General features: G+C 69.3%; 22 protein-coding genes. 15 read left to right on the top strand and 7 right to left on the bottom strand.

The window, feature by feature from the left end; all coding sequences use genetic code 11:
• Positions 1-9 precede the first annotated feature (9 nt).
• Complete coding sequence (locus tag ASE86_RS13045; RefSeq protein WP_056427727.1) at positions 10-1,707, top strand: acyl-CoA dehydrogenase; 1,698 nt, start codon at positions 10-12, stop codon at positions 1,705-1,707.
• Between the two features lie 12 nt (positions 1,708-1,719).
• Here the strand turns inward: ASE86_RS13045 and ASE86_RS13050 are convergent, their stop codons facing one another.
• Complete coding sequence (locus tag ASE86_RS13050) at positions 1,720-3,486, bottom strand: ABC transporter transmembrane domain-containing protein (RefSeq protein ID WP_056427730.1); 1,767 nt, start codon at positions 3,484-3,486, stop codon at positions 1,720-1,722.
• Between the two features lie 164 nt (positions 3,487-3,650).
• Between ASE86_RS13050 and ASE86_RS13055 the strand changes: the two genes are divergently transcribed.
• On the top strand, positions 3,651-4,883 hold the full coding sequence (locus tag ASE86_RS13055) for a polyhydroxyalkanoate depolymerase (protein ID WP_056427845.1): 1,233 nt from the start codon (positions 3,651-3,653) through the stop codon (positions 4,881-4,883).
• A 76-nt stretch (positions 4,884-4,959) separates the two neighbouring features.
• A complete protein-coding gene (locus ASE86_RS13060; protein ID WP_056427848.1) occupies positions 4,960-5,382 on the top strand; it encodes an OsmC family protein in 423 nt (140 codons plus the stop codon).
• A 147-nt stretch (positions 5,383-5,529) separates the two neighbouring features.
• On the opposite strand, the gene radC is transcribed toward ASE86_RS13060, so the two are convergent.
• Positions 5,530-6,222 carry a RadC family protein gene (gene radC / locus ASE86_RS13065; RefSeq protein WP_056427733.1) on the bottom strand — a complete coding sequence of 231 codons (693 nt, stop codon included), beginning with the start codon at positions 6,220-6,222 and terminating at the stop codon, positions 5,530-5,532.
• A gap of 59 nt (positions 6,223-6,281) precedes the next feature.
• On the opposite strand from radC, the gene ASE86_RS13070 reads away from it, so the two are divergent.
• From ASE86_RS13070 to ASE86_RS13100, 8 genes are all read left to right on the top strand, one after another.
• Positions 6,282-9,422: a YdbH domain-containing protein gene (locus ASE86_RS13070; protein ID WP_056427736.1), complete on the top strand. Its 3,141-nt coding sequence runs from the start codon at positions 6,282-6,284 to the stop codon at positions 9,420-9,422.
• A 56-nt stretch (positions 9,423-9,478) separates the two neighbouring features.
• Positions 9,479-9,649: a YnbE family lipoprotein gene (locus tag ASE86_RS15770; RefSeq protein ID WP_156347174.1), complete on the top strand. Its 171-nt coding sequence runs from the start codon at positions 9,479-9,481 to the stop codon at positions 9,647-9,649.
• Between the two features lies 1 nt (position 9,650).
• Entirely contained in the window at positions 9,651-10,031 is a 381-nt protein-coding gene (locus ASE86_RS13075) for a YdbL family protein (RefSeq protein ID WP_056427739.1), read from the top strand.
• A gap of 166 nt (positions 10,032-10,197) precedes the next feature.
• Entirely contained in the window at positions 10,198-10,515 is a 318-nt protein-coding gene (locus ASE86_RS13080) for an AtpZ/AtpI family protein (protein WP_056427741.1), read from the top strand.
• Positions 10,516-10,585: 70 nt separating this feature from the next.
• Positions 10,586-11,347 carry a F0F1 ATP synthase subunit A gene (locus tag ASE86_RS13085; RefSeq protein WP_056427851.1) on the top strand — a complete coding sequence of 254 codons (762 nt, stop codon included), beginning with the start codon at positions 10,586-10,588 and terminating at the stop codon, positions 11,345-11,347.
• Between the two features lie 37 nt (positions 11,348-11,384).
• The gene (locus tag ASE86_RS13090) at positions 11,385-11,612 is read left to right on the top strand and encodes a F0F1 ATP synthase subunit C (RefSeq protein WP_056427744.1); all 228 of its coding nucleotides are present in this window, start codon (positions 11,385-11,387) and stop codon (positions 11,610-11,612) included.
• 67 nt (positions 11,613-11,679) lie between these two features.
• Positions 11,680-12,171, top strand: a complete 492-nt coding sequence (locus ASE86_RS13095) for an ATPase (RefSeq protein WP_056427746.1) — start codon at positions 11,680-11,682, stop codon at positions 12,169-12,171.
• Positions 12,164-12,778, top strand: coding sequence for a hypothetical protein (locus tag ASE86_RS13100; RefSeq protein ID WP_056427749.1), 615 nt, complete (start codon positions 12,164-12,166; stop codon positions 12,776-12,778). Before ASE86_RS13095 ends, ASE86_RS13100 begins: the two co-directional genes overlap by 8 nt.
• An 87-nt stretch (positions 12,779-12,865) precedes the next feature.
• On the opposite strand, the gene ASE86_RS13105 is transcribed toward ASE86_RS13100, so the two are convergent.
• The 3 genes from ASE86_RS13105 to putA form a co-directional block, all read right to left on the bottom strand.
• On the bottom strand, positions 12,866-13,042 hold the full coding sequence (locus ASE86_RS13105; protein WP_200911548.1) for a hypothetical protein: 177 nt from the start codon (positions 13,040-13,042) through the stop codon (positions 12,866-12,868).
• An 81-nt stretch (positions 13,043-13,123) separates the two neighbouring features.
• Positions 13,124-15,484, bottom strand: a complete 2,361-nt coding sequence (locus ASE86_RS13110; protein WP_056427756.1) for a hypothetical protein — start codon at positions 15,482-15,484, stop codon at positions 13,124-13,126.
• A 174-nt stretch (positions 15,485-15,658) separates the two neighbouring features.
• Complete coding sequence (gene putA / locus ASE86_RS13115) at positions 15,659-19,279, bottom strand: trifunctional transcriptional regulator/proline dehydrogenase/L-glutamate gamma-semialdehyde dehydrogenase (RefSeq protein WP_056427758.1); 3,621 nt, start codon at positions 19,277-19,279, stop codon at positions 15,659-15,661.
• A 95-nt stretch (positions 19,280-19,374) separates the two neighbouring features.
• On the opposite strand from putA, the gene ASE86_RS13120 reads away from it, so the two are divergent.
• The gene (locus ASE86_RS13120; RefSeq protein ID WP_056427761.1) at positions 19,375-19,848 is read left to right on the top strand and encodes an Lrp/AsnC family transcriptional regulator; all 474 of its coding nucleotides are present in this window, start codon (positions 19,375-19,377) and stop codon (positions 19,846-19,848) included.
• Here ASE86_RS13120 and ASE86_RS13125 read toward each other — a convergent pair.
• Positions 19,845-21,089, bottom strand: coding sequence for an NAD(P)/FAD-dependent oxidoreductase (locus ASE86_RS13125; RefSeq protein WP_056427764.1), 1,245 nt, complete (start codon positions 21,087-21,089; stop codon positions 19,845-19,847). The genes ASE86_RS13120 and ASE86_RS13125 overlap by 4 nt on opposite strands.
• Positions 21,090-21,181: 92 nt before the next feature.
• Positions 21,182-21,865: a hypothetical protein gene (locus ASE86_RS13130; RefSeq protein ID WP_056427853.1), complete on the bottom strand. Its 684-nt coding sequence runs from the start codon at positions 21,863-21,865 to the stop codon at positions 21,182-21,184.
• Positions 21,866-21,977: 112 nt separating this feature from the next.
• Between ASE86_RS13130 and ASE86_RS13135 the strand changes: the two genes are divergently transcribed.
• The 3 genes from ASE86_RS13135 to ASE86_RS13145 are packed head-to-tail and all read left to right on the top strand — an operon-like array spanning position 21,978 to position 24,561.
• Complete coding sequence (locus tag ASE86_RS13135) at positions 21,978-22,640, top strand: response regulator transcription factor (protein ID WP_056427767.1); 663 nt, start codon at positions 21,978-21,980, stop codon at positions 22,638-22,640.
• Complete coding sequence (locus ASE86_RS13140) at positions 22,637-23,998, top strand: ATP-binding protein (protein WP_056427770.1); 1,362 nt, start codon at positions 22,637-22,639, stop codon at positions 23,996-23,998. The genes ASE86_RS13135 and ASE86_RS13140 overlap by 4 nt, the downstream gene beginning before the upstream one ends.
• Positions 23,995-24,561, top strand: coding sequence for a DedA family protein (locus ASE86_RS13145; protein ID WP_056427773.1), 567 nt, complete (start codon positions 23,995-23,997; stop codon positions 24,559-24,561). The genes ASE86_RS13140 and ASE86_RS13145 overlap by 4 nt, the downstream gene beginning before the upstream one ends.
• The last annotated feature ends 4 nt before the right edge of the window (positions 24,562-24,565 follow it).

Here is a 24,565-nt window from a genome sequence, read left to right on the forward strand (position 1 = left end):
ATCTGCCCCATGCCCTTCACCGCGCCCGTCGCCGAGCAGAAATTCGTGCTGCAACACATCGCCGGCATCGCCGATCTGGGGGTCGACGACGACATTCTCGACGCGGTCCTTGAGGGCGCCGGGGAATTCGCGGCCGGCGAATGGGCGCCGCTTGCCCGCGCCGGCGACACCGACGGGCCGAAGTGGACCGACGATGGCGTCAAGATGCCCGCCGGCTACCCGGAGGCCTACAGGGCCTATGTCGAGGGTGGCTGGGGCACGATCGGCTCGCCCGAGGGCTTCGGCGGACAGGGGCTGCCCTTCGTCCTGTCGGCGGCGGTGCTGGAGACGCTGGGTGCGGCCAACATGGGCTTCGCGCTCGCCCCCACGCTGACCGTTGGCGCGATCGAGGCGTTGCTCCACCACGGGTCACCTGAGCAGCAGGCGCTCTACCTGCCGAAGCTGTCGAGCGGGGAATGGACCGGCACCATGAACCTGACCGAACCGCAGGCGGGCAGCGATGTCGGGGCGCTGCGCAGCCGGGCGACGCCGCGCGGCGACGGGACGTTCACGATCCAGGGAACGAAGATCTTCATCTCGTTCGGCGACCACGACATGGCGGACAATATCGTCCACCTCGTCCTTGCGCGCACGCCCGATGCGCCGGCGGGGACCAAGGGGCTGAGCCTGTTCCTGGTGCCCAAGTACCGGCTCGACGCCGATGGCAATCCGGGCGAGCCCAACGACATCCGCGTCGTGTCGATCGAGCACAAGATGGGGCTCCATGCGTCCCCCACCTGCGTGCTGAGCTTTGGCGACCAGGGCGCCTGCGTCGGCGAGCTGATCGGACCCGAATTCGGCGGCATCCGCGCGATGTTCACGATGATGAACAACGCGCGCCTGAATGTCGGCCTGCAGGGCGTGCAGGTCGCGGAAGCCGCCACCCAGCGCGCGATCGCCTTCGCCCGCGACCGCGTGCAGTCGCCGCGTGCCTCGGCACCCGGCGCAGGACCGGTCGCGATCGTCGAGCATCCCGATGTTCGCCGGATGTTGCTCAGGATGAAGGCGCAGACGATGGCGGCGCGCGCGCTGGTCTATCTCGCCTGCGGTCAGGTCGATCGCGCGAATGCGGGCGATGCGGAGGCCAAGGCTCGGCTCGACCTGCTGACCCCGCTGGCCAAGGCGCATGGCACCGACATCGGCTGCGAAGTCGCCTCGATCGGGATCCAGGTGCATGGCGGGATGGGCTTCATCGAGGAAACGGGTGCCGCGCAGCATTACCGCGATGCGCGGATCACGCCGATCTACGAAGGCACCAACGGCATCCAGGCGGCCGATCTGGTCGGGCGCAAGCTGGGCCTCGACAACGGCGGCGTGCTGGCGCGGCTGGTCGCGGAGATGCGCGGCGACGTGGCGGACGCAGGCCTCGTGCGGCTGATCGACGACTGCGAGGATGTCGTGCGGTCGCTGATGGCTGCGGACGCGGACGACCGGCTGGCGGCGAGCTATCCATTCCTGACGATGCTCTCGATCGCGGTGTGCGGCTGGCTGATGGAGAAGCAGGGGCGGATCGCCGCCGAAGGCGACACGCCGTTCCTCAAAATGAAGGCCGCCGCATGCCGCTTTTATGTCGAACAGATCGTGCCCGAGGCGTTCGGGCTGAAGGCGGCGGCGACGGCCACGGCGGACGCGCTGTATGCAGTGGATGCCGAAACGCTGGCGGCGTGACTTGTTAAAACCCTAGCCGAACTGCAATCCTGCCAACCGCGCGTAAAGCCCGCCGGCCTGCTCCAGTATGCCGTGCGGGCCTTCCTCGACGATTCTGCCGCCGTCCATCACCACGATCCGATCCGCCGCGCGGACCGTCGCCAGGCGGTGGGCGATGACCAGGGTCGTTCGGCTCCGCATCAAGCGTTCGAGCGCCGACTGCACCAGCCGCTCGCTCTCCGCATCCAGCGCGCTGGTCGCTTCGTCGAGCAGCAGGATCGGCGCATCGCGCAGGAGCGCGCGTGCGATGGCAACGCGCTGGCGCTGGCCGCCCGACAGACGTGCACCGCCTTCGCCCAGGAAGGTGTCGAGGCCGTCGGGCAGATCGCGCAGGAAGTCGGCGGCGTTGGCGGCAGCGGCAGCGTCCCACAGCGCGGCGTCGTCCGCATCCCAGCGGCCGTAGCGCAGGTTGTCGCGAGCCGACGCGGCGAAGATCACCGTTTCCTGAGGCACGACTGCGATTCGACGGCGCAAGGCTTCGGGATCGACGGTGCGCACGTCCAGCCCGTCGACCGCGACCGATCCGGCGGCGGGGTCGTAGAAACGCTGGACCAGCTGGAACACGGTCGTCTTGCCTGCACCCGACGGGCCGACCAGCGCCACCGTCTCGCCCGGCGAAACCGTCAGCGAGAAATCGACGAGCGCGCTGACCTCGGGCCGCGTCGGATAGCGGAATTCGACGCCCGTGAACACGATCTCGCCGCGCGCCGGCTCCGGCAGCGTCGCGGGGTGCGCCGGGGCGGCGATGCCCGGCGTCTCGGCCAGCAATTCGGACAGCCGTTGCGCCGCGCCCGATCCGCGCAGGATGTCGCCCCACACTTCGGTCAGCGCGCCGAACGCGCCGGCGACGAAGATGCCGGTCAGCACGAAGGCCGCGATCGACCCGCCGGTCATCCGCCCCGCCGCGACATCGAGCGCGCCCTGCCACATGACCGCGGTGATCGCCGAAAAGATCAGGCCGATGACCGCCGCGGTCATGATCGCGCGCAGCAGGATGCGGCGCCTGGCGGTCGCCAGCACGCTCTCCACCGCGCCTGAGAAGCGCTGCCCCTCGCGGTCCTGCTGGCCGAACGCCTGGACGATCTTCATCGCGCCCAGCACTTCGCTGACCATCGCGCCGACATCCGCCACCCGGTCCTGGCTGGCGCGCGAAACCGCGCGGACGCGGCGCCCGAGGATCATGATCGGCAGGATGACGACCGGGATGCCCAAAACCAGCAGCCCGGTCAGCTTCGGCGACAGCGTGAACAGATACAGGATGCCACCCACGCCGATAACCAGATTGCGCGTGGCGATCGAGATGGTGCCACCGACCAGTTGTTCGATGATCGTCGTGTCCGACGTCATCCGGCTGGCGATCTCGGACGGGCGGTTTTCCTCGAAGAAGCTGGGGGACAGGCGCAGCAGGTTTGCCTGCACCGCGATGCGCAGGTCGGCGACGACGCGCTCGCCCAGCCACGACACGAAATAGAAGCGGAACGCGGTGGCGACCGCCATGATGACGACCAGCATCAGCAGATACTGGAACCAGCGGCCGATGTCCCCGCCGCCGCTGGCGGCGAACCCGCGGTCGATGATCAGCTTGAAGCTGGAGGGGATGGCGAGCGTCGCCAGCGCCGCGACCAGCATCGCGGTCAGTGCCGCGGCGATCCGCCAGGGATAGCGCGCCGCCATGCGCCAGATGACGCGCAGATTGTCGATTCTAGCCTTTTGTGGCGCGGGAGTCGGGGCGGTGGCCATGGCTGTGCCGGTTAGGCCGTCCGCGACCTGTGGGCAACGGCGGCGCGGAACTTCCATGGACGAGAACCGCTTCGCTTGGTAATTGCGCCTTCACCCGCGTCGGCTATACCGCTGATCGATTGGCGGGCGTCCGCGGCAGCGCGCGCCGGAAAGGTCCACATCCGATGCTCTACAACGCATATGAAATGCAGCGATCGATGCTCGCCGGGGCGAGCGCGCTGGCGAATTTTTCGGCCGGCTGGCTGAGCAACCCGGTCAACCCGTTCTCCTATTTCGGTGGCGGTCCCGTGCTGTCGTCCGCGCTGGAGGTTTTCGCCCACGCCAGCGCTCCGCGCGGCAAGCCAGCGTTCGGCCTGACGACCACCACGGTCGACGGCCGCGCGGTCGCGGTGCGCGAGGAGATCGTATTGCGCAAGCCGTTCGGCCAGCTGAAGCGCTTCGTCCGCGAGGGTGTCGAGGGCGGGCCAAAGCTGCTGATCGTCGCGCCGATGTCGGGTCACTACGCGACGCTGCTGCGCGGTACTGTGGAGCGGATGCTGCCGGCGCACGACGTCTATATCACCGACTGGCGCGATGCGAAGCTGGTGCCGCTGTCGGACGGGCGCTTCGACCTGGACGACTACGTCGATTACGTCGTCGATTTCCTGGCCGCGATGGGCGAGCAGGGCGATGCACGCTCGCACATGCTGGCGGTCTGCCAGCCGTCCGTACCCGCCTATGCCGCGACGTGCCTGATGGCGGCGGACAAGCACCCCAACCGCCCGCTGACCGTGACGCTGATGGGTGGCCCGGTCGATACGCGCGAGGCGCCGACCGCAGTCAACACGCTGGCGACCGAGCGGCCGTACGCGTGGTTCGAACAGAATGTCATCGCGACGATCCCTGCGACCTATCCGGGTGCCGGCCGCCGCGTCTATCCGGGCTTCCTCCAACTCGCCGGGTTCATGACCATGAACCTGGGCAACCACATGATGTCGCACTGGGAGCTGTTTAAGCATCTGGTCGCCGGCGACGGCGAGAGCAGCCAGGCGACGATGTCCTTTTACGACGAATATCGCGCGGTGTGCGACATGACCGCCGAATTCTACCTTCAGACCATCCACACCGTGTTCCAGGATCATTCGTTGCCCAAGGGCACGATGATGCACCGCGGCCGCCGCGTCGATCCGGGTGCGATCCGCGACATCGCGCTACTGGCGATCGAGGGCGAGCGCGACGATATCTCCGGGCTCGGCCAGACCAAGGCCGCGCTGACCATCGCGACTGCGCTGCCGGACGCGATGAAGCAGTATCACATGGCGCCCGAAGTCGGGCACTACGGCATCTTCAACGGATCGAAATGGCGCAACCGCATCGCGCCGGTCGTCGAGGACTGGATCGCCATCCACGTCGGCTAATCCCGACCGTCATGGAGCCGAACGCATGGCCCGCGCGTTCGGCGGGGCGTTCCTGATCTACGTTGGAGAAGTCCCCATGACGACCCGTTCCGCATCCGCCCGCTACGAGGGCCTCGGCAAGGACGGCAAGGGCCATGTCTCGACCCAGTCGGGCGTGCTGTCCGACAACCCCTATGGCTTCAACACGCGCTTTGAGAACGAGCCCGGCACGAACCCGGAAGAACTGGTCGCCGCTGCGCACGCGAGCTGCTTCACCATGGCGCTGAGCTTTGCGCTGGCGAAGGAAGGCTACACCGCCGGCACGCTGGAGACGGATGCTGCGGTGACGCTCGACAAGGACGGCGACGGGTTCAAGGTGACCAAGTCGGCGTTGAAGCTGAAGGGCAAGGTCGAGGGCATCGATCCCGAAGAGTTCAAGCGCATCGCCGAGGAAGCCAAGAAGAGCTGCCCGATCTCCAAGCTGCTGAACGCCGAGATCACGCTGGAGCACGTGGGCTAAGTCCAATTCCTCCCCCAGCTTGCTGGGGGAGGGGGACCGCGCCCGCAGGGCGTGGTGGAGGGGCGGCGCGGCACGCGCCGGACGCCACTAACCCCCCACCACCGCTACGCGATGATCCCCTCCCCGAGGCGAATCCGGGGAGGACGTTCAGATCAGTCCCTGCGCCCTGAGACTCGTATGCCCGCCCCGCGCCATCACGATATGATCGTGCAGGGAAATTCCCAGCGGTTTCAACGCGGTCGCAACCTGCCGGGTAATCTCGATATCCGCCTTGCTCGGCGACGCATCGCCCGAGGGGTGGTTGTGGACCAGGATCACCGCCGCCGACCCCAGTTGCAGGGCGCGCCGGACGATCTCGCGGGCGTAGACCGGCGCTTCGTCGACAGTGCCTTCGTTCATCACTTCGTCGCGGACGAGCCGGTTGCGGCTGTCGAGATGCAGCACGCGCACGCGTTCGGTCTTGCCGTGCGCCATGTCGGCGCGCAGATAATCGAGCAGGGCCTGCCAGTTGCCCAGCACCGGCCTTGCGCTCGTCTCGGTCTTCAACAGGCGCAGCGCGACGCCGTGCGCGGCCTTGATCGCCGCGACCGACGTCTCGCCCATGCCCTTGATCCGGGCGATATCCTCGGGTGCCGCGGTCATGACGCCCGACAGGCCACCGAATTCGCGCATCAAGGCTTTCGCCAGCGGCTTGGTGTCGCGCCGCGGGATGGCGAGCGCCAGCAGATATTCGAGCAGTTCGTAATCCTGCAGCGCGTCTGCTCCACCGACGAACAATCGGTCGCGTAACCGGGCACGATGGCCGGCGGCATCTTCGGCAGCGGTTGCGGGAACGGTCATCTGCGACCAAGGTTAAGCGCGTGCGCCGATGATGCAACCGGGCACTGTAGGAGTGATGCGTGACGGCGGACGCCGCGGAGACGGGCACGGAGCGGCGGCGACGCTGGCACCAGCGCAAGCGCTGGCGCACGCTATTCGCGTTGCTGCTGGTGTTCGCGGTGGCGATCGGCGTGCTGTGGCACCAGCGGCGCAGCGTCGCGACCGGCTTCATCGACGACGAGCTTGCCAGGCGCGGCGTGCCTGCGCGCTACACCGTCGCCGACATCGGCTTCGCGCGCCAGCGGCTGACTAACGTCGTCATCGGCGATCCGAAGGATCCGGATCTGGTCGCGGATGCGATCGTCGTCCACACGCGGATCGGCAGCGGCGGACCCGAAGTGACGGGGATCGACGCCGGCCATGTCCGCTTGCGCGCACGCTGGCGGAACGGCGCGCTGTCGCTCGGCGCGCTCGATCGCCTGCTGCCCAAGGGCGATGGCAAGACACCGTTTGCGCTGCCCGGGCTGCGGGCGGACATCGCGGATGCGCGCGTCCGCCTGGAATTGCCCGACAGTGTTGTCGGGCTGCGGCTGAGCGGGGCGGGGCGGCTGAACGATGGCTTCGCCGGACGGCTGGCGCTGGTCAGCGAACGCCAGGCTGCGGCGGGATGCGCCGCGACCGAAATTGGCGGGGCTTTCGCACTGAAGGTCGAAAAGTCCCGGCCGGGCCTGACCGGGCCGCTTCGGGTCGGCGCGGTCCGCTGCGGCGACATGGCGGCGCGGGCTTTGCGGGCCGACATCGACGTGACGCTGGGTGCGGCGCTCGATCGCTGGTCGGGACAGGTGCGTGCGGTAATCGCGACCATGGTTGCGCCAGGCGTGACGGCAGGGCCGCTGTCGGCCAGCATCGGTTTCGACGGCAGCGCCCGCGGTACCGTCGGCGCAGCCCAGATCGCGGCGAGCGACGTGACCGTGGCGCAGGGGCGGGTCGCGCGGGCGGCAATCGACGGCCGCTACCGCATCGCACCTGCCGGGATGGAATTCGCCGGCGAAGCGCGCGTGGCCAGCGCCCGCCTGTCCGATGGCATGCCGCGACAGGTGGCGGGACTGGCGCAGGGTGCCGCCGGTACGCCGGTCGGCCCGCTCGCCGCGGCGCTGGCGAAAGCGGCCACGGGGGCGGCACGGGATGTCTCGGGCACGGCACGGGTCGAGGCCGTGCGGCGCGGCGCGGCGCAGGCGGTGCGGGTGACCGACGTGGCGCTGCGATCGGCGAGCGGCGCGGTGGCGACGGTCGACGGCGATCCCGTCCGCATCGGTCCGGTCGAGATCGGTGGGCGCATCGCCCTGCGCGGCGGTGGCTTGCCGACCACGACGGTGGCGGTGCGCCGCGGCGTCGGCGGCGGGCTGGCCGGACGCGCGGTGGTCGAACCTTATGCCGCCGGCACCGCCCGGCTGGCACTGGCGCCGGTGACGTTCCAGGCGCTCGGCGGGGCGGTGACCCGGATCACGACCGAAGCCACCCTGTCGGGCCCGCTGGCCGATGGCCGGATTGAGGGGCTGCGCCTGCCGATCGATGCGCGCTGGCGCGGCGGCACGATGGTCGCAAATCCGGGGTGTACGCCGGTCGCGTGGCAGCGGCTGGCGATATCGGGGCTGACGCTCGACCCGACGCGGATGCGCGTGTGCGCCGGCGGGGCGGGTCTGGTGACGCTCGACCGGGGCGGGGTCGGCGGCACCGCGCGCCTGGCGGCGACGCGGCTGACCGGGCGGATCGGATCGACTCCGCTCGACCTGGCGGTAGCAGGCGCACAGATGCGCCTCGATAACCTGGCGTTCGCGCTCGACGGCGTGAAGACGCGGCTGGGATCGCCCGATCGGGTTACCCGGATCGACGCCGTGCGGCTGACGGGGCGCGTCGCGAACGGTCGGGTGACCGGCACCTTTGCCGATGGCGGCGGACAGATCGGCAACGTCCCGCTGATCCTGTCGGCGGCGAGCGGCGACTGGACTTTCGCCGCCGGCAAGCTGACGCTCGGCGGGCGGTTGATGGTCGCCGATGCCGCGACGGATCGTCGGTTCGAGCCGCTGGCGAGCGACAATGTGACGCTGGGCCTGGTCGGCAACCGCATCGATGCAGACGCCACGCTGATCCACCCGACCAAGCGGGTCAAGGTCGCCGATGTCGCGATCGTGCATGACCTGGCAAGCGGGGCGGGCTCGGCCGACCTGACCGTCCCCGGCATCGCGTTCGGCAAGGCGTTCCAGCCAAACGAGCTGACGCCGCTGACCTTCGGAGTGATCGCCGATGTCGTCGGTAGCGTGTCGGGCGCGGGACGGATCGTCTGGTCGCCCGAGGGCGTCACCAGCACCGGCCGCTTCGGCACGCGCGGCATGGACTTGGCCGCCGCCTTCGGCCCCGTGACCGGCATAACCGGCGAAATCGTCTTCACCGACCTGCTGGGCCTGGTCAGCGCGCCCGATCAGGTCGCGACGATCGGCACCGTCAATCCGGGCATCGCAGTCGAGAACGGCACGGTCCGCTATCGCCTGACGGGTAACAACCGGGTGCAGGTGGCCGGCGGCGAATGGCCGTTCGCCGGGGGCAAGCTGACGCTTGACCCGACGCTGCTCGATTTCGACGGCAACCGGGAACGGCGGATGACCTTTCGGGTGGTCGGGGCCGATGCGGCGACGTTCCTCCAGCAGTTCGACTTCGACAATCTGAACGCGACCGGCACCTTCGACGGCGTGCTGCCGATGGTCTTCGACGAATCGGGCGGCCGGATCGTCGACGGCAAGCTCGCCGCGCGCGCCGGTGGCAGCATCGCCTACATCGGCACGATTACCGAAAAGGACGTCGGCATATGGGGCAACATGGCGTTTCAGGCGCTGCGCGCGCTCGACTATCGCAGCCTCAACATCACGCTCAGCGGTCCGCTGTCGGGCGAGATGGTGACCGCGATCCGCTTCGCCGGGGTCAGCCAGGGCAAGGGGACGAAGACCAACTTCATCATCCGGCGTCTCGCAAAACTGCCGTTCGTCTTCAACATCACGATCCGTGCGCCGTTCCGGCAGTTGCTCGATTCGGTCCGCAGCTATTACGACCCGTCGCGCCTCATCGAGCGCAACCTGCCCGCGCTGATCGAGGCGCAGCGCCGCGAAGGGCCGCAGCCGCCCGTACCCCCCGTCATTCAGCCTCCGGTAAGCGAGAAACGTCCATGACAGTTGCAGGATTGAGGTTCGTGCGCATTTGTACGAACATTGGGCGCGTGAAGAGGATGGGTATCTTCGGGGTCGCGATGGCCGGCATGACCAGCGGGTGCGTGACCGTGAACGCGCCCGACAAGCCGATCGTCATCAACCTCAACATCTCGATCACGCAGGAAGTCGTCTACCGCCTCGATGGGGAGGCGAAGTCGCTCATCCAGCAGAATCCGGGGATTTTCTAAGATGAAGACGCTTCACATCACCGCCCTGATCGCCGTTGCCGCCGCCGGCGCGTTCGTCGCGACTGCGGCTCGAGCCCAGCGCGACCCGGCCTATGCCGCCGCGCGCTCGGCCGGGCAGGTCGGCGAGCAGCCGGACGGCTATCTCGGCATCGTCGGCAACCCGACGCCGGAGCTGCGCGCGACGGTCAACAACATCAACATCCAGCGCAAGGCGGCCTACACCCGCCAGGCCGGCAACGGCGCCACCGTGGAACAGATGGCGTTCGTCGCCGGCTGCAACCTGATCGCCAAGACGTCGCCGGGCGAGAAATACCAGTCGCCCTCGGGTGAGTGGCTGACCCGCGGCGCCGACGCCCCGACGCGCGACCCGCGCTGCGTGTGACGCTTTCGTGTCGCGTTGGCGGGCGCACGACGGTCTGCGACGGACCATAGACCCCTGCCCGAACGGGCTTTTGGTTGACTCGCCGGTTTCCGCTTCCTAAAGCGCGCCTGCCTTGGCGGGCTTGCCGCTCGGCCGTTTGTCCTGCCCGCTCTGGCGGAGAGAACAGATGGTGGAGAGAGAGCCCGGACTGGACCCAATCTCGGAGGATACTCGCCTGAGCGCGCTCGATGAGCGGCTGAACCGGGCGAAGACCGACGAGGCGATCCGAAGCGGTGAGGCACGTGTGGAGAGCGGAGACGGCTATCGTCTCGGCAACCGCGTGCTGGCCGAACTGATCGGGGGAATGGTCGGAGGTGCCCTGATCGGGTGGGTGCTCGATCGTTTGCTGGGCACGTCGCCTTGGTGCCTGCTCGGGCTGCTGTTCCTCGGAACCGCGGCCGCGTTCAGGAACATCATCCGGATTTCCAGCGGGCGTTCGAAGTGACCTTCGGGCGCCTGTCGTAATATTTGCGGGAAGCAGAAACGTGTCGGCAGGTTCGGGCAAGATCGATCCGATGCACCAGTTCGAGGTGCAGACCATCTGGAACGGGTTCCAGCTGGGCGGTCATCAGATCGCCTTCACGAACTCGGCCATGTGGATGTGCATCGCGCTGGTCGCGTTGTGGCTGTTCATGCTGGGCGGGATGAAGGGCGCGCAGGTGCCCGGTCGCTGGCAGATGGCGGTGGAAGGCTTCACTGGCTTCATCGACAAGCTGCTGAAGCAGAACATCGGCAAGGAAGGCCGCGCCTTCCTGCCGTACGTCTTCACGCTGTTCATGTTCATCCTGTTCGCCAACGTCCTCGGCCTGATGCCGCTGGGCGTCGTCGGCGTGCACCCGTTCACTTTCACCAGCCACTTCACCGCGACCGGCGTTCTGGCGATCGCCAGCTTCCTGATCGTGCTGGGTGTCGGCTTCGCGCGGCATGGCCTGCGCTTCTTCTCGCTGTTCGTGCCCAAGGGTACGCCGATCCCGGTGCTGCTGCTGGTGACGCCGATCGAGTTCGTCTCGTTCATGGTGCGCCCCTTCAGCCTGGCGCTGCGACTGTTCGTCGCGATGACCGCGGGCCACATCCTGCTGAAGGTGCTGGCGGGCTTCATCATTAACGCAGGCAACGTTGGTGCAGGGCTCGGCGTCCTTGTCGGCCTGCCGAGCTTCGCGCTGATGGTCGGTGTCTCGGCGCTCGAACTGCTGGTCGCGGGTGTGCAGGCGTACGTCTTCGCGCTGCTGACCTCGCTCTACATCAACGATGCCGTGCATCTGCACGACCATCACTGATTTTCCTTACACACTAATTTCTTACGGGAGTTGAACAATGGACGGTGATTCGATCAAGCTGCTGGGTGCCGGTCTGGCTGCCATCGGTGCGGGCCTCGCGGCGCTGGGCGTGGGCAACGTGTTCGCGGCGTTCCTCGAAGGTGCGCTGCGCAATCCGGGTGCGGCATCGAGCCAGCAGGGCAACATGTTCATCGGCTTCGCCGCTGCCGAGCTTCTCGGCCTGCTGGCGTTCGTCGTTGCCGTCCTGCTGATCTTCGTCGCGTAATCGTGCTTCCCGGCCGGTGGGCTTGCCGGCGGCCGGGAATGCGCATTGCTAGACGAGCGGAGTAGAGATGCCTCAGATCGAACAATTGGCGGCCACCTGGGCGTCGCAGCTGTTCTGGCTGGCGCTCACCTTCGGCATCGCCTTCCTCATCGTGGGCCGGGGCATGGTCCCCAAGGTCCAGGGTACGATCGACGCGCGTGACGCGTCGGTCGCGTCCGATCTTGCCGCCGCGGAAAGCGCGCGCGCCGAGGCCGATGCCCAGGAAGAGCGCTGGCGCGGGATCGAGAATGCCGCGCGCGAACAGGCCCGCCAGACGATCGCCGCCGCGCGCGCTCGCTCGCAGGCTGCCAGTGAAGCGACGCTTGCCACGGCAGGCGAGGCGACGGCAGTGCAGGTGAGCGCGGCCGAGGCACGGATCGCGTCGGCGGCCCAGGCTGCGATGGCCGAGATCGAAACCGTCGCGACCGACGCCGCGCGGGACATCGTCACGCGCCTGTCGGGTGCGTCGGTGACGCGCGAGGAAGCGCAGGCAGCGACGAAGGCGGTGCTCCATGGCTAATGCGACCACCTCCCCGACGCTCGAACAGGCGATCCATGAGGAAGGTGTGCCCAAGACGGGCGGCGAGGCGCTGACCACCGAACATGGTGGCACGGGCCCGGCCAATCATCCCGACCCGGCGCTGTTCGGACTGGATGCGACCGTCTGGGTAAGCCTGGCGATGGCGGTCTTCCTGGCCGTACTGGTCGTGAAGGGTGTGCCTAGGCTGATCGGCGGCCTGCTCGACAAGCAGATCGCCGGCATCCGCCAGCGTCTGGACGAAGCCAGGCAGCTGCGTGCCGAGGCGGAAGCGCTGCGCGACGAATATGCGCGCAAGCTGGCCGACGTGGAGACGCAGACGCGCGACATCGTGGCGCACGCCGAGGACGAGGCCAAGGCACTGATCGCCAAGGCCGAAGCCGATGCCGTCGATCTGGTATCGCGCCGCGCCAAGATGGCCGAGGACAAGATCGCCGCGGCCGAGCGTACGGCACTGGCCGAGGTTCGCGCAAAGACTGCCGACGCCGCGACCAAGGCGGCAGCGGCACTGATCGCGGCCAAGCATGGTGCGGATACCGACCAGGCGCTGGTCGACCGCACGATCGCCGGGCTCGGCCGTCTGAACTGATCCGGGGCGTTTTTCCCACTCAAACAGAAAACGGCGGGCCTTGCGGTCCGCCGTTTTCGTTTGGGTCGACAATCAGGAAGCCATTGGTCAACGCGACCGATGCCGGTTGGTCGGCTGCTGCACCGGCGGGATATGATCCAGCCGGGCAACGAGATCGGCAAAGACATCATCCTGCCGGACCGCGAACGCACGTTCGAATCCGCTACCCAGCAGGTCGAGGTCGCGTTGCGTCAGCAGTCCGATCGCAACGATCTTGTCTGTCACAGGCGCCTCCTTTCGAAACCTCTCAACAGACGCCGCGCCGGATAGTGCCCGCTGTTTCGCCTGCGTATCGACCAGCTTCGACTAAAACGTCGTCTCGACGACCGCGTCGGGCGCATCCCGGAGGCGCAGGAACAGGCGCTTGGCGGACAGGCCGGGCAGGTCGATACGACCCCCGACGAAGCCGGCCGGCAGAGCCACCGCATTCGCCAGGTCTGCCGTGGCGCCGACCGCGGCGATAGTGAACAGGTCGCGACCGACCAGCGTGCAGCCTTTGTTTGCGGGCGCGCAGTCGAGTGCGGTGAGCGCGGGCAGGCGGACGATTTGCCCGAGCGGTTGCCAATCGCCGGAGACATCGCCGCGCGTCAGGCGGAAGCGGATGGCACCGGTAACTGAGGGGCCAAATGCGGTCACGGGGGACAGGCGCGCGACGGCGATGTCGTCGCCGATTCGCTGGATCGCGCCCGAGGCGACGGTCAGGCGCGTCGCCGCGCCGTCGTCGCCGGCGGCGATCTCTATGGCGTCGGTGACGGTCAGGCCGCCGGGGGTACGCAGCGAAAAGGTCAAGGAGGCGTCGCGCGGGATCAAGCCGGCGGGTAGCGAGATCGGGCGGGTATCCGGAACCGGTGCGAGCGCCACGTCGCGGCTGACGAGCGTGACGGCCGGGCGGGGCGGGGCAACGCGCGCGGCAACTGTGGCGGTTCGGCCATCACGCAGCCTGACCCGAGCCTCGGTCGCATCGCGGGCAATCTCTCCGCCGTCGTCGCGCGTCAGCTCCAGCCGGTCGCCGTCACCCCCGCGGGTCAGAGTTGCGGGAACGAAGCGCCGTCCGGCCAGATCGAGCGTGGCGACCTGATCGAGTCGGGCGCCCGCCAGCACGCCCGTCCGGTCGCCGTCATAAATGACGAACCGGTCTAGCCGGCTCGCTTCGACCCGGCCGGTCAGCGTGATCGTCGCGGCATCAGCGGTTCCGGCGCGCTCGACGACCAGCGTGAGTCCGCCGGGCTTCACCTTGGCGAGCGGTAGCGTGGCATCGACCGCATCCGGGGCGGTGGCCTTCCACGGGGCCGGACGCAGGCTGCCGTCTGCGTCCTTCAGCGCGATACGCGTCACACAGGCAGCGACCCCGCCGCGCAAGCTCAGCGGATGCTCGCGCCCGACGACCACGACGCCGTCGGCAGGGGCCGTCCAGGCGCCGGCCGAATCGAGCCGCACCAGGAGGCGCGGGCCTATGAACGGATCGAAGCCCCAGCGGCCGTGCAGCACGGCGGCAGAAACGGGGCCGGCGACAGCCGGCAGGTCGCCTGTGGGACGCAGTCCTCCGGTCGCCGCTTGCGCCGTGAGCGGCACATCGAGCATCTTTCCGTCCGCTGCGGTCAATCGCAACGCCAGGTCACGGGCATAGCCGGTCGCGAACATCAGCGACGCGTCGTCCAGCATCAGCGTGAGGCCGGGCTGCGTCAGGCACTGGATCTCGCCGCTCGCCGGGCGCCACGCGGGCGGTGGGACGTCGCCGATCGGCGGCAGCGGCGCGACCAGCACCGATCGCGGATTCTGGAACGACGGCGCGGTGTTCAGTTGCAGGTGGACCGTATCGCCGCGGCCGAGCGCCAGCGCCGGGACATATTGATATTGCGCGCTGCGGAACGCACCGAACAGCCGCGCCAGATCGCGCGCCAGGCCGATATAGGGGCTGTAGAAGCCGGCGCCGCCTTCGCGCGTTGCCGCCACGCGGTAGGCGATATCGACGGGCGCGCCGGTCAGCGTCTCGGTCAGCGTCGCGCCGCGCTGCGCCTGGAGCACGACCGAATCGCGCGCCTGGCTGAGGCAGGTGGCCTGCAAATCGCGCCGCCGCGACAGGCAATCGGCGTTGAGCTTGATCCGAAGCGCAGTCGCGAGCACCGGCGCGACGCTGGGCAACCGGTCGGGATCGCTGTCCGCCGCCGCAGCCATGCCAGCGACGAAGGCGTCGAGCCGCGCGCGGTCGAGCGAGGCCTGTTGGAGGTCCTGCGCGGCGCGGACGAACACGCCCGGCCGCCCCCGCACGGCGTCGCGCACCGCGTCGAACCCGCCGCCGGCCTCGGGTGCCAGGAACAGCACCGCCTGCTCGGCGCCGGCCGGGACGGTGATGTCGAGCGTGCCCTTGCCGCGCTTCCACGTCTCGGCACGGAAGAACCAGTCCTTCGGCGGCGGGTTGGTCGCACCGCGCAGGAAAGCGACGACCAGCAGATACCGTGCCGACTGATTGTCGGGCAGGACCATTGCGAGCGTCAGCCGGTCGCCGCCCTTCAGCGTCGGGACCGCGCCCAGCGGCAAAGTAACGCCACCCCGCGTCACCGTAGCCGACAGGTCGGGACCGGACAGGTCGAAGCCGTTGCTCTGCGCGCCGGCCGGAGCGGCGAGCGCGAGGATCAGGCAGGCGAAGGCAATCAGACGGGCGACCATGTCCTGCCCTTACACACAGGCGGCGTGGCGGTCACCGGGCGGGGACGTGGCGAGGATGTGACACGGGTTGCCCCAAGCCTCGTCATTCCCGCGGCGGCGGGAGTCCATCTCCCGCCCTTGCCACCAGGCTTGTCCGGGAGATGGCTCCCCGTCTTCGCGGGGACGACGAAAGGTTCAACTCGTCGGCAGAACCATCAGGCTGGCGTTGCCCCCCGCTGCGGTCGTGTTGATCGACGTCGATACTTCCTCGACCAGCCAGTCGAGCCGATAGCCGGCGCTCGCCGCCTGCGGCAGGACGATCGGACCCGGCAGGTCGGCGAGCGCCGCGAGTGCTGTCGACACCCGCGCATCGTCGCCCTCGATCAACGCGCCGGCGAAGGCGGGTTCGCGCCGCCAGTCGTCGGCGACCGCCACGCGGGCGACGACGCTCTGCGGCAGGCTTGCCAGCAGGTCGCGGAAAGCCGCGCCATCGCCGCCGATCACCGCTTCGTTGCCCGCCGCGAGGGCAGCTCCCAACTGGTCGAACAGCCCACCCAGGGTCTGCGGTAGCAGCAGGATGCGGCCGCGCGGATGCAGCGCGTAGAGATTGCGTTCCCCGACTGGCCCTGCGAGTTCGGTTTCCGCGCCCAGCATCGACGCGGCGATCGCCGCGCGCACGCCGGTCGCGGCGCGGGTTTCGCCCTGCGCCTCCAGCCAGATCGCCAGATCGCGGGCAGCGGGATCGGCAGCATCGGAAATCACCGGCGGCGGCAGGTCGGCGCCCGCCACCAGCCGGCCGAGATAGAGCGGTCCGCCCGCCTTCGGCCCCGTGCCCGACAGTCCGCGCCCGCCGAACGGTTGCACGCCGACGACCGCGCCGATGACGTTGCGGTTGATATAGAGGTTGCCCGCCTTCACGCGGCTGGTCACGTGCGCGATCGTCTCGTCGAGGCGGGTGTGCAGGCCGAAGGTGAGACCGTAGCCGGTCGCGTTGATCCGGTCGACCAAGCGGTCGAGCTCTGCCCGGCGGAAGCGGACGACGTGGAGCACGGGACCGAAGACTTCGCGCTCCAGTTCGGCGATGTCGCTCAGCTCGATGATGGTCGGCGCGACGAAGGTGCCGTTCGCGGTGTCGCCCGCCAGTGTCACCTGCTCGACGCGGCGACCGGCGCCGCGCATCCTGGCGATGTGCTTTTCAATGATGCTCTTGGCTTCGGCGGTGATGACCGGACCGATGTCGGTCCGGAGCGTGTCGGTGCGGCCGATCGACAGTTCGTGCAGCGCGCCCTTGATCATCGCCAGCGTGCGGTCGGCGACTTCTTCCTGCAGGCACAGGACACGCAGCGCCGAACAGCGCTGGCCCGCGCTGTCGAAGGCCGAGGCGACGACGTCTGCCACGACCTGTTCGGCCAGCGCCGAGGAATCGACGATCATCGCATTCTGGCCGCCGGTTTCCGCGATGAACGGGATCGGCGCACCGCCCGGCAGCAGGCGCTTGGCCAGTTCCTTCTGGATCAGTCGGGCGACTTCGGTCGACCCGGTGAACATCACCGCCATCGTTTCGGGCGCCGCGACCAGCGCCGCGCCGATCGCGCCGTCGCCGGGGACGAACTGGAGCACGTCGGCAGGAATGCCCGCTTCGTGCAGCAGCGCGACACCCTGCGCGGCGACCAGCGGCGTTTCCTCGGCCGGCTTGGCGAGCACGGCGTTGCCCGCGACCAGCGCCGCGGCAACCTGGCCGGTAAAGATCGCCAGCGGGAAATTCCACGGGCTGATGCAGGTGACGACGCCGAGCGGGTGGTGCCCGGCACCCAGCGTCGTGCGCGCCTGCTGCGCATAATAGCGCAGGAAATCGATCGCCTCACGCACTTCGGCGATGGCGTTGGGCAGCGACTTGCCGGCCTCGCGCACGATCAGCGGCAGCAGTTGCGGCATCCGGTCCTGCATGGCGTCGGCGGCGCGGTCCAGCATCGCGGCGCGGTCGGCCGGCGTGGTGTCGGCCCAGGCAGGAGCGGCGGCCGCAGCGGTGCGGGCGGCGGCCTGCGCGTCGGCGACGCTCATCTCGCGCACCACACCCACCTGATCGCGGCGGTCGGCGGGGTTGAGAACGGGGCGTTCGGTGCCGACTTCCCCTGCAGTCCACGGGCCTTCGCCGGCCATCGTCTTGCTTAGCATCGCGAGAGTGCCCTCGTCGCTCAGGTCGAGACCTGAGGAATTGACGCGCTCGCCGTAGAGATCGCGGGGAAGGGCGATGTGCGGGTTCTTCTGGCCCGGCTGCGCCATCGCGCGGACGGCATCGACCGGATCGGCGACCAACTCGGCGATCGAGACCTTGGGATCGGCGATCCGGTTGACGAACGACGAATTCGCGCCGTTTTCCAGCAGGCGGCGGACGAGATACGCCAGCAGCGTCTCGTGCGTGCCGACCGGCGCATAGATGCGGCACGGCCGGTTCAGCTTGTTGCCGCCGACGACCTCGTCATACAGCGGCTCGCCCATGCCGTGGAGGCACTGGAATTCATAATCGCCGACGGTGAAGTCAGGACCGGCCAGGTGGTAGATCGTCGACAGCGTCTGGGCGTTGTGCGTCGCGAACTGCGGAAACACCGCGTGCTTCGCCGCCAGCAGTTTCCTCGCGCAGGCGATGTACGCGATGTCGGTGTGGATCTTGCGGGTATAAACGGGGAAGTCGGCCAGGCCATCGACCTGCGCGCGCTTGATTTCCGCGTCCCAATAGGCGCCCTTCACAAGTCGGACCATGATGCGGCGGTTGGCGCGGGTGGCCAGGTCGATGATCCAGTCGATGACGAACGGGCAGCGCTTGCCGTACGCCTGGACGACGAAGCCGAGACCATCCCAGCCGGCGAGGTCGGGGTCGGTCGCAAGCGATTCGAGCAGGTCGAGCGAAAGTTCGAGCCGGTCGGCCTCCTCCGCATCGATGTTCAGGCCGATATCGTAGCTCCTGGCGAGGACGGCCAGCGCCTTCACCTTGGGCAGCAGCTCGTCCATCACCCGCTCGGCCTGCGCGCGGACGTAGCGCGGGTGGAGTGCGGACAGCTTGATCGAGATGCCGGGCCCCGCATAGATCCCGCGCCCCGCCGCCGCTTTGCCGATCGCGCGGACGGCGGTCTCGTAGTCGCGGTAGTAGCGTTCGGCATCGGCCGCGGTCGTCGCCGCTTCGCCGAGCATGTCGTAGCTGTAGCGGAAGCCGCGGGTCTCGAGCGGCTTGGCGCGATCGAGCGCTTCGGCGATCGTCTCGCCGGTGACGAACTGCTCGCCCATCATGCGCATCGCCATGTCGACGCCGCGGCGGATCACCGGCTCGCCCGCGCGCGCGATCAGGCGGGTCAGCGCAGCGCCGAGGCCCGAGTCGTTGACGCTGCCGGTCAGCTTGCCGGTGACGACCAGGCCCCAGGTCGCGGCATTGACGAACAGCGAGCGGCCGTCGCCGACGTGGGAGCGCCAGTCGCCGCCCGAGATCTTGTCGCGAATGAGCGCATCGCGCGTCGCGCTGTCGGGGATGCGCAGCAGCGCCTCGGCCAGGCACATGAGGGCCACGCCCTCCTGGCTCGACAGCGCGTATTCCTGGACCAGCCCCTCGACGCCGGTGCCCTTGTGCTTGGCGCGCAGCGCAGTGACGAGCTGCGTCGCGGTGGCGGTCGCATAGCGGCGGATATCGTCGGGTAGCGTCGCGGCATCGAGCAGCGGGGCCATGCACTCGGGTTCCGGGCGGCGATAGGCGGCGGTGATCGCGCGGCGCTGGGCGTCCTGCGGGCGGATCGGCGGGGCGAAGTCGGCGAAGGGGGGCGTGCTCATGACATCCGCTATACCGGATTCTCCGGTAGCGATCCGCCCGGATTTGCCGCAATGTCAGGCCGAACGCACCTTTTGGACGACGGATGACAGATCGAATGGACGCCAGACTGCCTGTGTCCGGACCGATCGACGCGTTCGACCGCCGGATCATCGAGGCGTTGCGCGCCGACGGGCGGCTGTCGGTCACCGAACTCGCGAAGCGCGTCGGCCTGTCGAAGACGCCGTGCCAGGTGCGGCTGAAGCGGCTGATCGACGGCGGCTACATCCTGGGCTTCCGCGCGGTGGTCGATCCGGTACGCCTCGGGCTCGATCACATCGCCTTCACCGAAGTGAAGCTGTCCGACACACGAGAAGCCGCGCTGGAGGAGTTCCGCCGCGCGGTGTTGCGCATCCCCGAGGTCGAGGAATGCCATATGATCGCCAGCAGCTTCGACTATCTGCTGAAGGTGCGGACGGCGGATATCCGGCGGTACCGCGAAGTGCTGGGCGAGCGGATATCTGCGCTGCCGCATGTCGCAAATACATCGACCTTCGTCGCCATGGAGACGATCCGGGATGCGGCGGTTTAGCTGATCAGCATCGCCTTCAACGGCTCGCCCGCATCCGCCAGCCGCGCCGGATCGATCACCGCGCCCGCCTCGACCAGCGCGCGGCCCTGCACATAGTCCTTCACCGCGTTGACGCAGTCGAGCGCGACCACGCGCCCGCCCTTCAGATAGACCACCGAAAAGCTGCGCGTCGTCCGATCGCCGCGGACGACTTCGGCATTATGGCCCGCGGACAGGCCGACGGTCTGGAGCTTCAGGTCATACTGGTTCGACCAGAACCACGGGGTCGCACGATAGGGGACGTCCTCGCCCAGGATCGCGCGGGCGGCGGTGGTCGCCATGTCGTTGGCGTTCTGGACCGACTCCAGCCGGATCTCGGCGCCGTCGGCAAAAGCGTTCGCGTGGGCGGCGCAATCCCCGATCGCGTAAACGTGCGGTAGGCTGGTGCGGCACGTCGCGTCTACGCGCACGCCGTTGCCGCCCTCCGCACCCGCCGCCAGCAGGGGTTCGACCGCGGGGACGATGCCGATGCCGACGATCGCCATCTCGCACGGCAGCAGGGTGCCGTCCGACAGGCGGACGCCGGTGACGCGGGCATCCCCTTCGATACAGTCGACGCCGATGCCGGTGCGCAGGTCGACGCCGTTTGCACGGTGCTCCGCCGCGTAGAATACCGACAGCGTGCGTCCGGCGACGCGGGCGAGGACGCGGTCCTGCGCCTCGATCAGCGTCACCGCCTTGCCAAGCTTCGTCAGCGCCGCGGCGGCTTCCAGCCCGATATAGCCGCCGCCGATCACGACGACGCGGGTCACCGCGGGCAGTTCGCCCAGCAGCCGGTCGATGTCGGCGCGGGTGCGGACCGAATGCACGCCGGTCAGGTCGTGCCCGGTACAGACCAGCCGCCGCGGGTGGCCGCCAGTCGCCCAGATCAGGTCGCCGTAGCCGATCGTCAGGCCGTCCGCGGTCGTGACTCGCCGGGCGTCGGCATCGACCGCGGTCACCCGCTGCCCGAGCAGCATCGTCACGTCGCGCTCGGCCCAGAAGGCGGCGGGGCGCAGCAGCATCCGCTCGAACGGCTTGCCGCCCAGCAGATAGTCCTTGCTGAGCGGTGGGCGCTCGTACGGCAGATCGGCTTCCTCGCCGACGATGGCGATACTGCCGGGGAAGCCGCGCTGGCGCAGCGCGATCGCCGCCTGCGCGCCGCCATGCCCGCCGCCGACGATCAGGACGTCGTAAGTCTGGAGCGCTTGGGATGTCGTCATGGCGACGGTCGCTATCGCAACCGGGCCGAAAATCCAGTGCGGATGCGAAAGTGCGGCCCGACCGAAGCCGGGCCGCTCCCTTCACGAGCGTGTCAGCGACGCGGGACCACCGGCGGCGCGGTCGGCGCCTGCCCGGCGGGTGGCGGCGGAGGCGCAGTCATCCCGGCCGGCGGCGGCGGAGGGACGCTGCCCGCGACCGGCGGCGGGGGCAGCGCACCGGCGCCCGGCGGCGGAGCACCAGCGCCCGGCGGGGGCGGGGGAGGCGCGCCGGCACCACCCGGCGGCGGCGGAGGGGGCGCACCGGCGCCACCGGGCGGCGGCGGGGCTCCCGCACCGTGGTCATGCCGCGGCCGCGGGCCGGCACCCAAGGGCGGCGGGGGCGGGCCGACCTGCTGCACGGCGCCGGCCGCATCGACCAGATAATGCGCGCGGAGCTGGCCGTCGTCGAAGCGACCCTGGACCAGAAGGGGAGCGCCGGTGCGCAGGCCCGATGCAGCGTCGCGGCCGACATCGACCAGTGCGCGACCGCTCTGGTCCTGCACCATCACCCGGTCGCCGTAGACGCCGGCCACACGCCCGCGGACGGTGACCAGACCGCTGGTATCGGCAAGCTCGGCGACGGCGGTCGGCACCGTCGGCGCCATTTCCACGGTCGGCCGCGTCATCGCCATCGCCGCCGCACCGCCGGTCGCGCCCAGGGCAAGCAACGCCGCGCCGCCCAGCGCGAGCCGCTGGCGGGTACCGAGATGGGGAACAAATCGTCTATCGAACGTCATGATCGACTCCTTTTTGATCAATCGATGACAAGGGGTTTAGAATGCAGCACGACCACCCCCGCTGAACCATGCGGTTCAGTTTCGGTTTAGGCAGCAGGCATAGGGCTTCGAGATGCGCATCCTGCTGGTGGAAGACGACCGCGACCTGGGCCCCGCCATCGCACGGGCGCTGCGAGCCGAGAATTGTGCGGTCGACCTGATCGCCGATGGCATCGATGCCGCGCATCTGGGCGAGACCGAGAGCTACGACGCGGCGGTACTCGATCTCGGCCTGCCCGGCCAGGACGGGGTCGGGGTGCTGAAGGCGTGGCGCGATGCGGGTCGCACGCTGCCGGTGCTGATCCTGACCGCGCGCGATGCATGGTCGGACAAGGTCCAGGGCTTCAAGGCCGGGGCGGACGATTATCTGGTGAAGCCGTTCCGCGTCGAGGAGCTGGTCATGCGGCTGCGCGCGCTGGTCCGTCGTGCGGCCGGCCATGCCGCGCCGCGGCTGACCTGCGGCGCGCTCAGCTTCGACAGCCAGCTCGGCCAGTTCGAGCTTGACGGCCTGCCACTGAAGCTGACGGCGTTCGAATGGCGCGTGCTGTCGCAGCTGATGCTGCGGAAAGGTGCTGTGATCGAACGGCTGGAGCTGCTCGAACGCGTGTACGAAGGCGACGCGGACGTCGATTCGAACAGCCTGGAAGTGATCGTCGGCCGCCTGCGCAAGAAGGTCGGCGCGGAGCTGATCGAGACGGTGCGCGGTCGCGGCTATCGCCTGGCGTGCGCCGCATGAGGCTGATGCCCGCCTCGCTCCATGGGCGGATGCTGCTGCTGTCGGCGGTCGCGACCATCGTCGCGCTGGGAATCGCCGGGCTGTCGATCGCTGGGCTGCTCGAACGGCTGGTGGTGGAGGGGCTGGATCGCCGGCTCGATTCGGAAGTGACGCTGCTGGCAGGGACCGTCGATGGCGACGGGCGGATCGATCGCGCGCGGTTGCAGGCGCGCGCCGGGTTGACCGAGAGCGGTCCTGGCTGGCGCTGGCAGATCGCGGGGCCGGACGGCACGATCGGCTCGGCCGATTTTCCCGCGTTGGCCGACATCGGCCCGCCGCTGCCGGGGCCCGGCCCGCTGCCGCCCCGGACGCCGCCAACGCGGCCGGGGCGGCCCGAACGTCTGACCGCGCTGGAGGGTGCCAGCGAGTATGGCGTCGCGGTCCACGCGCGCCGCATCACGCTCCAGACCCCGCGCGGGCCGGTCACGATCATCGCCGCGGCACCACGCGATGTGGTCCGATGGCCAGTGCGCGCGGCGATGTGGCCGTTGCTCGCGGCGTTGCTGGTTTTGGGCGTGCTGCTGACCACGGCGATGCTGGTGCAGTTGCGGATCGGGCTGCGGCCGCTGCGGGTCTTGCGCGATCAGGTCGCGGCGATCCGTGGCGGGACGCGCACGCAGGTCACGGAGGACCAGCCGTCCGAACTCCGGCCGCTCGCTGTCGAACTCAATGCGCTCGCCGCCGACAATGCCGCCGCGTTGGCCACGGCGCGGGCCTCCGCCGTCAACCTCGCCCATGCGCTCAAGACGCCGGTGGCGACGCTGGCGATCGACCTGCGCGACCAACCGCAGGCGGCAGCGCAGGTCGCGCGGATCGATGCGACGATCCGTCATCACCTTGCGCGTGCCCGAACCGCGACCGCCAACCACCGCGCCGCCACGTCGCTGGCACCCGCGGTCGCCGGACTGGGCGCCGTCATTCGCCGGCTGCACGGCGATCGTACGTTGACGCTCGATATCGCCGATGACCTGTCCGTCGCGGTCGATGCGCACGACCTCGACGAACTGCTGGGCAATCTGCTCGACAATGCCGCGCGCCATGCGCGTGGGCAGGTGGTAGTGACCGCAGCGCGGGTGGCCGACGACGCCCGGCGTATCGCGATCGTCATCACCGACGACGGTCCCGGCATCCCTTCCGAGGATCGCGCACGCGTGGCGCAGCCGGGTACGCGGCTGGACGAGCGCGGCGACGGGCACGGCTTCGGCCTGACGATCGCCGCCGACTTGGTCGCGCTGTACGGGGGCACGCTGACGCTTGACGATGCGCCGGGCGGCGGCCTGTGCGTTCGGCTGGAGCTGCCGGCGGGGGCATACCCATGACGCTGGAAGCGATCGTTGCGCGCTATGGCCTGCTGGCGATCTTCGTCGGCGCAGGCGTGGAGGGCGAGACGGTGGTCGCCGGTGGCGGGCTGCTCGCGAATCAGGGCATGTTGCCGCTGGCCGGCGTCATGGTTGCCGCGGCGGCGGGGTCGGCACTTGCCGACGGGCTGTTCTTCGCGATCGGCCGCCGGTTCCGCGATCACCGCCGCGTCAAGCGCATCCGCGAGAAGCCGGCGTTCGCGCGGGCACTGGCGCTGCTGGAGCGCTATCCGACCGGCTTCATCTTCGCCTTTCGCTTCCTCTACGGTCTGCGCACCGTCAGCCCGATGGCGATCGGGACGATGCGTGTGCCGACCCGCCGCTTCCTGGCGCTGAACGCCGCGGCGGCGGTGGTATGGGCGGTGCTGATCTCGACCATCGGCTATCTTTTCGGGCGTGCCCTGGCGACGGCGGTCGGCCGGCTGCATTCGGTCGAGCATGTCGCGCTGGCCATCGGCGGCGTGGTGGTCATCGCCGGCGGCATTGCCTGGCTGGTGTGCCGGTATGTGTCGGCGAAATCCTGATCCG

This window comes from Sphingomonas sp. Leaf33, assembly GCF_001421785.1.
GTDB lineage: Bacteria > Pseudomonadota > Alphaproteobacteria > Sphingomonadales > Sphingomonadaceae > Sphingomonas.

What these genes read in the sequence shown, in the direction of transcription:
- ASE86_RS13100 (WP_056427749.1), top strand. Translation starts at nt 12,164, where the DNA reads ATGGCTAATGCGACCACCTCCCCGACGCTCGAACAGGCGATCCATGAG.
- putA (WP_056427758.1), bottom strand. Translation starts at nt 19,279, where the DNA reads ATGAGCACGCCCCCCTTCGCCGACTTCGCCCCGCCGATCCGCCCGCAG.
- ASE86_RS13090 (WP_056427744.1), top strand. Translation starts at nt 11,385, where the DNA reads ATGGACGGTGATTCGATCAAGCTGCTGGGTGCCGGTCTGGCTGCCATC.
- ASE86_RS13120 (WP_056427761.1), top strand. Translation starts at nt 19,375, where the DNA reads ATGGACGCCAGACTGCCTGTGTCCGGACCGATCGACGCGTTCGACCGC.
- ASE86_RS13110 (WP_056427756.1), bottom strand. Translation starts at nt 15,484, where the DNA reads ATGGTCGCCCGTCTGATTGCCTTCGCCTGCCTGATCCTCGCGCTCGCC.
- ASE86_RS13080 (WP_056427741.1), top strand. Translation starts at nt 10,198, where the DNA reads ATGGTGGAGAGAGAGCCCGGACTGGACCCAATCTCGGAGGATACTCGC.
- ASE86_RS13095 (WP_056427746.1), top strand. Translation starts at nt 11,680, where the DNA reads ATGCCTCAGATCGAACAATTGGCGGCCACCTGGGCGTCGCAGCTGTTC.
- ASE86_RS13075 (WP_056427739.1), top strand. Translation starts at nt 9,651, where the DNA reads ATGAAGACGCTTCACATCACCGCCCTGATCGCCGTTGCCGCCGCCGGC.
- ASE86_RS13145 (WP_056427773.1), top strand. Translation starts at nt 23,995, where the DNA reads ATGACGCTGGAAGCGATCGTTGCGCGCTATGGCCTGCTGGCGATCTTC.
- ASE86_RS13125 (WP_056427764.1), bottom strand. Translation starts at nt 21,089, where the DNA reads ATGACGACATCCCAAGCGCTCCAGACTTACGACGTCCTGATCGTCGGC.
- ASE86_RS13085 (WP_056427851.1), top strand. Translation starts at nt 10,586, where the DNA reads ATGCACCAGTTCGAGGTGCAGACCATCTGGAACGGGTTCCAGCTGGGC.
- ASE86_RS13050 (WP_056427730.1), bottom strand. Translation starts at nt 3,486, where the DNA reads ATGGCCACCGCCCCGACTCCCGCGCCACAAAAGGCTAGAATCGACAAT.
- ASE86_RS13055 (WP_056427845.1), top strand. Translation starts at nt 3,651, where the DNA reads ATGCTCTACAACGCATATGAAATGCAGCGATCGATGCTCGCCGGGGCG.
- ASE86_RS13130 (WP_056427853.1), bottom strand. Translation starts at nt 21,865, where the DNA reads ATGACGTTCGATAGACGATTTGTTCCCCATCTCGGTACCCGCCAGCGG.
- ASE86_RS13135 (WP_056427767.1), top strand. Translation starts at nt 21,978, where the DNA reads ATGCGCATCCTGCTGGTGGAAGACGACCGCGACCTGGGCCCCGCCATC.
- ASE86_RS13060 (WP_056427848.1), top strand. Translation starts at nt 4,960, where the DNA reads ATGACGACCCGTTCCGCATCCGCCCGCTACGAGGGCCTCGGCAAGGAC.
- ASE86_RS13045 (WP_056427727.1), top strand. Translation starts at nt 10, where the DNA reads ATGCCCTTCACCGCGCCCGTCGCCGAGCAGAAATTCGTGCTGCAACAC.
- ASE86_RS15770 (WP_156347174.1), top strand. Translation starts at nt 9,479, where the DNA reads ATGGGTATCTTCGGGGTCGCGATGGCCGGCATGACCAGCGGGTGCGTG.
- ASE86_RS13140 (WP_056427770.1), top strand. Translation starts at nt 22,637, where the DNA reads ATGAGGCTGATGCCCGCCTCGCTCCATGGGCGGATGCTGCTGCTGTCG.
- radC (WP_056427733.1), bottom strand. Translation starts at nt 6,222, where the DNA reads ATGACCGTTCCCGCAACCGCTGCCGAAGATGCCGCCGGCCATCGTGCC.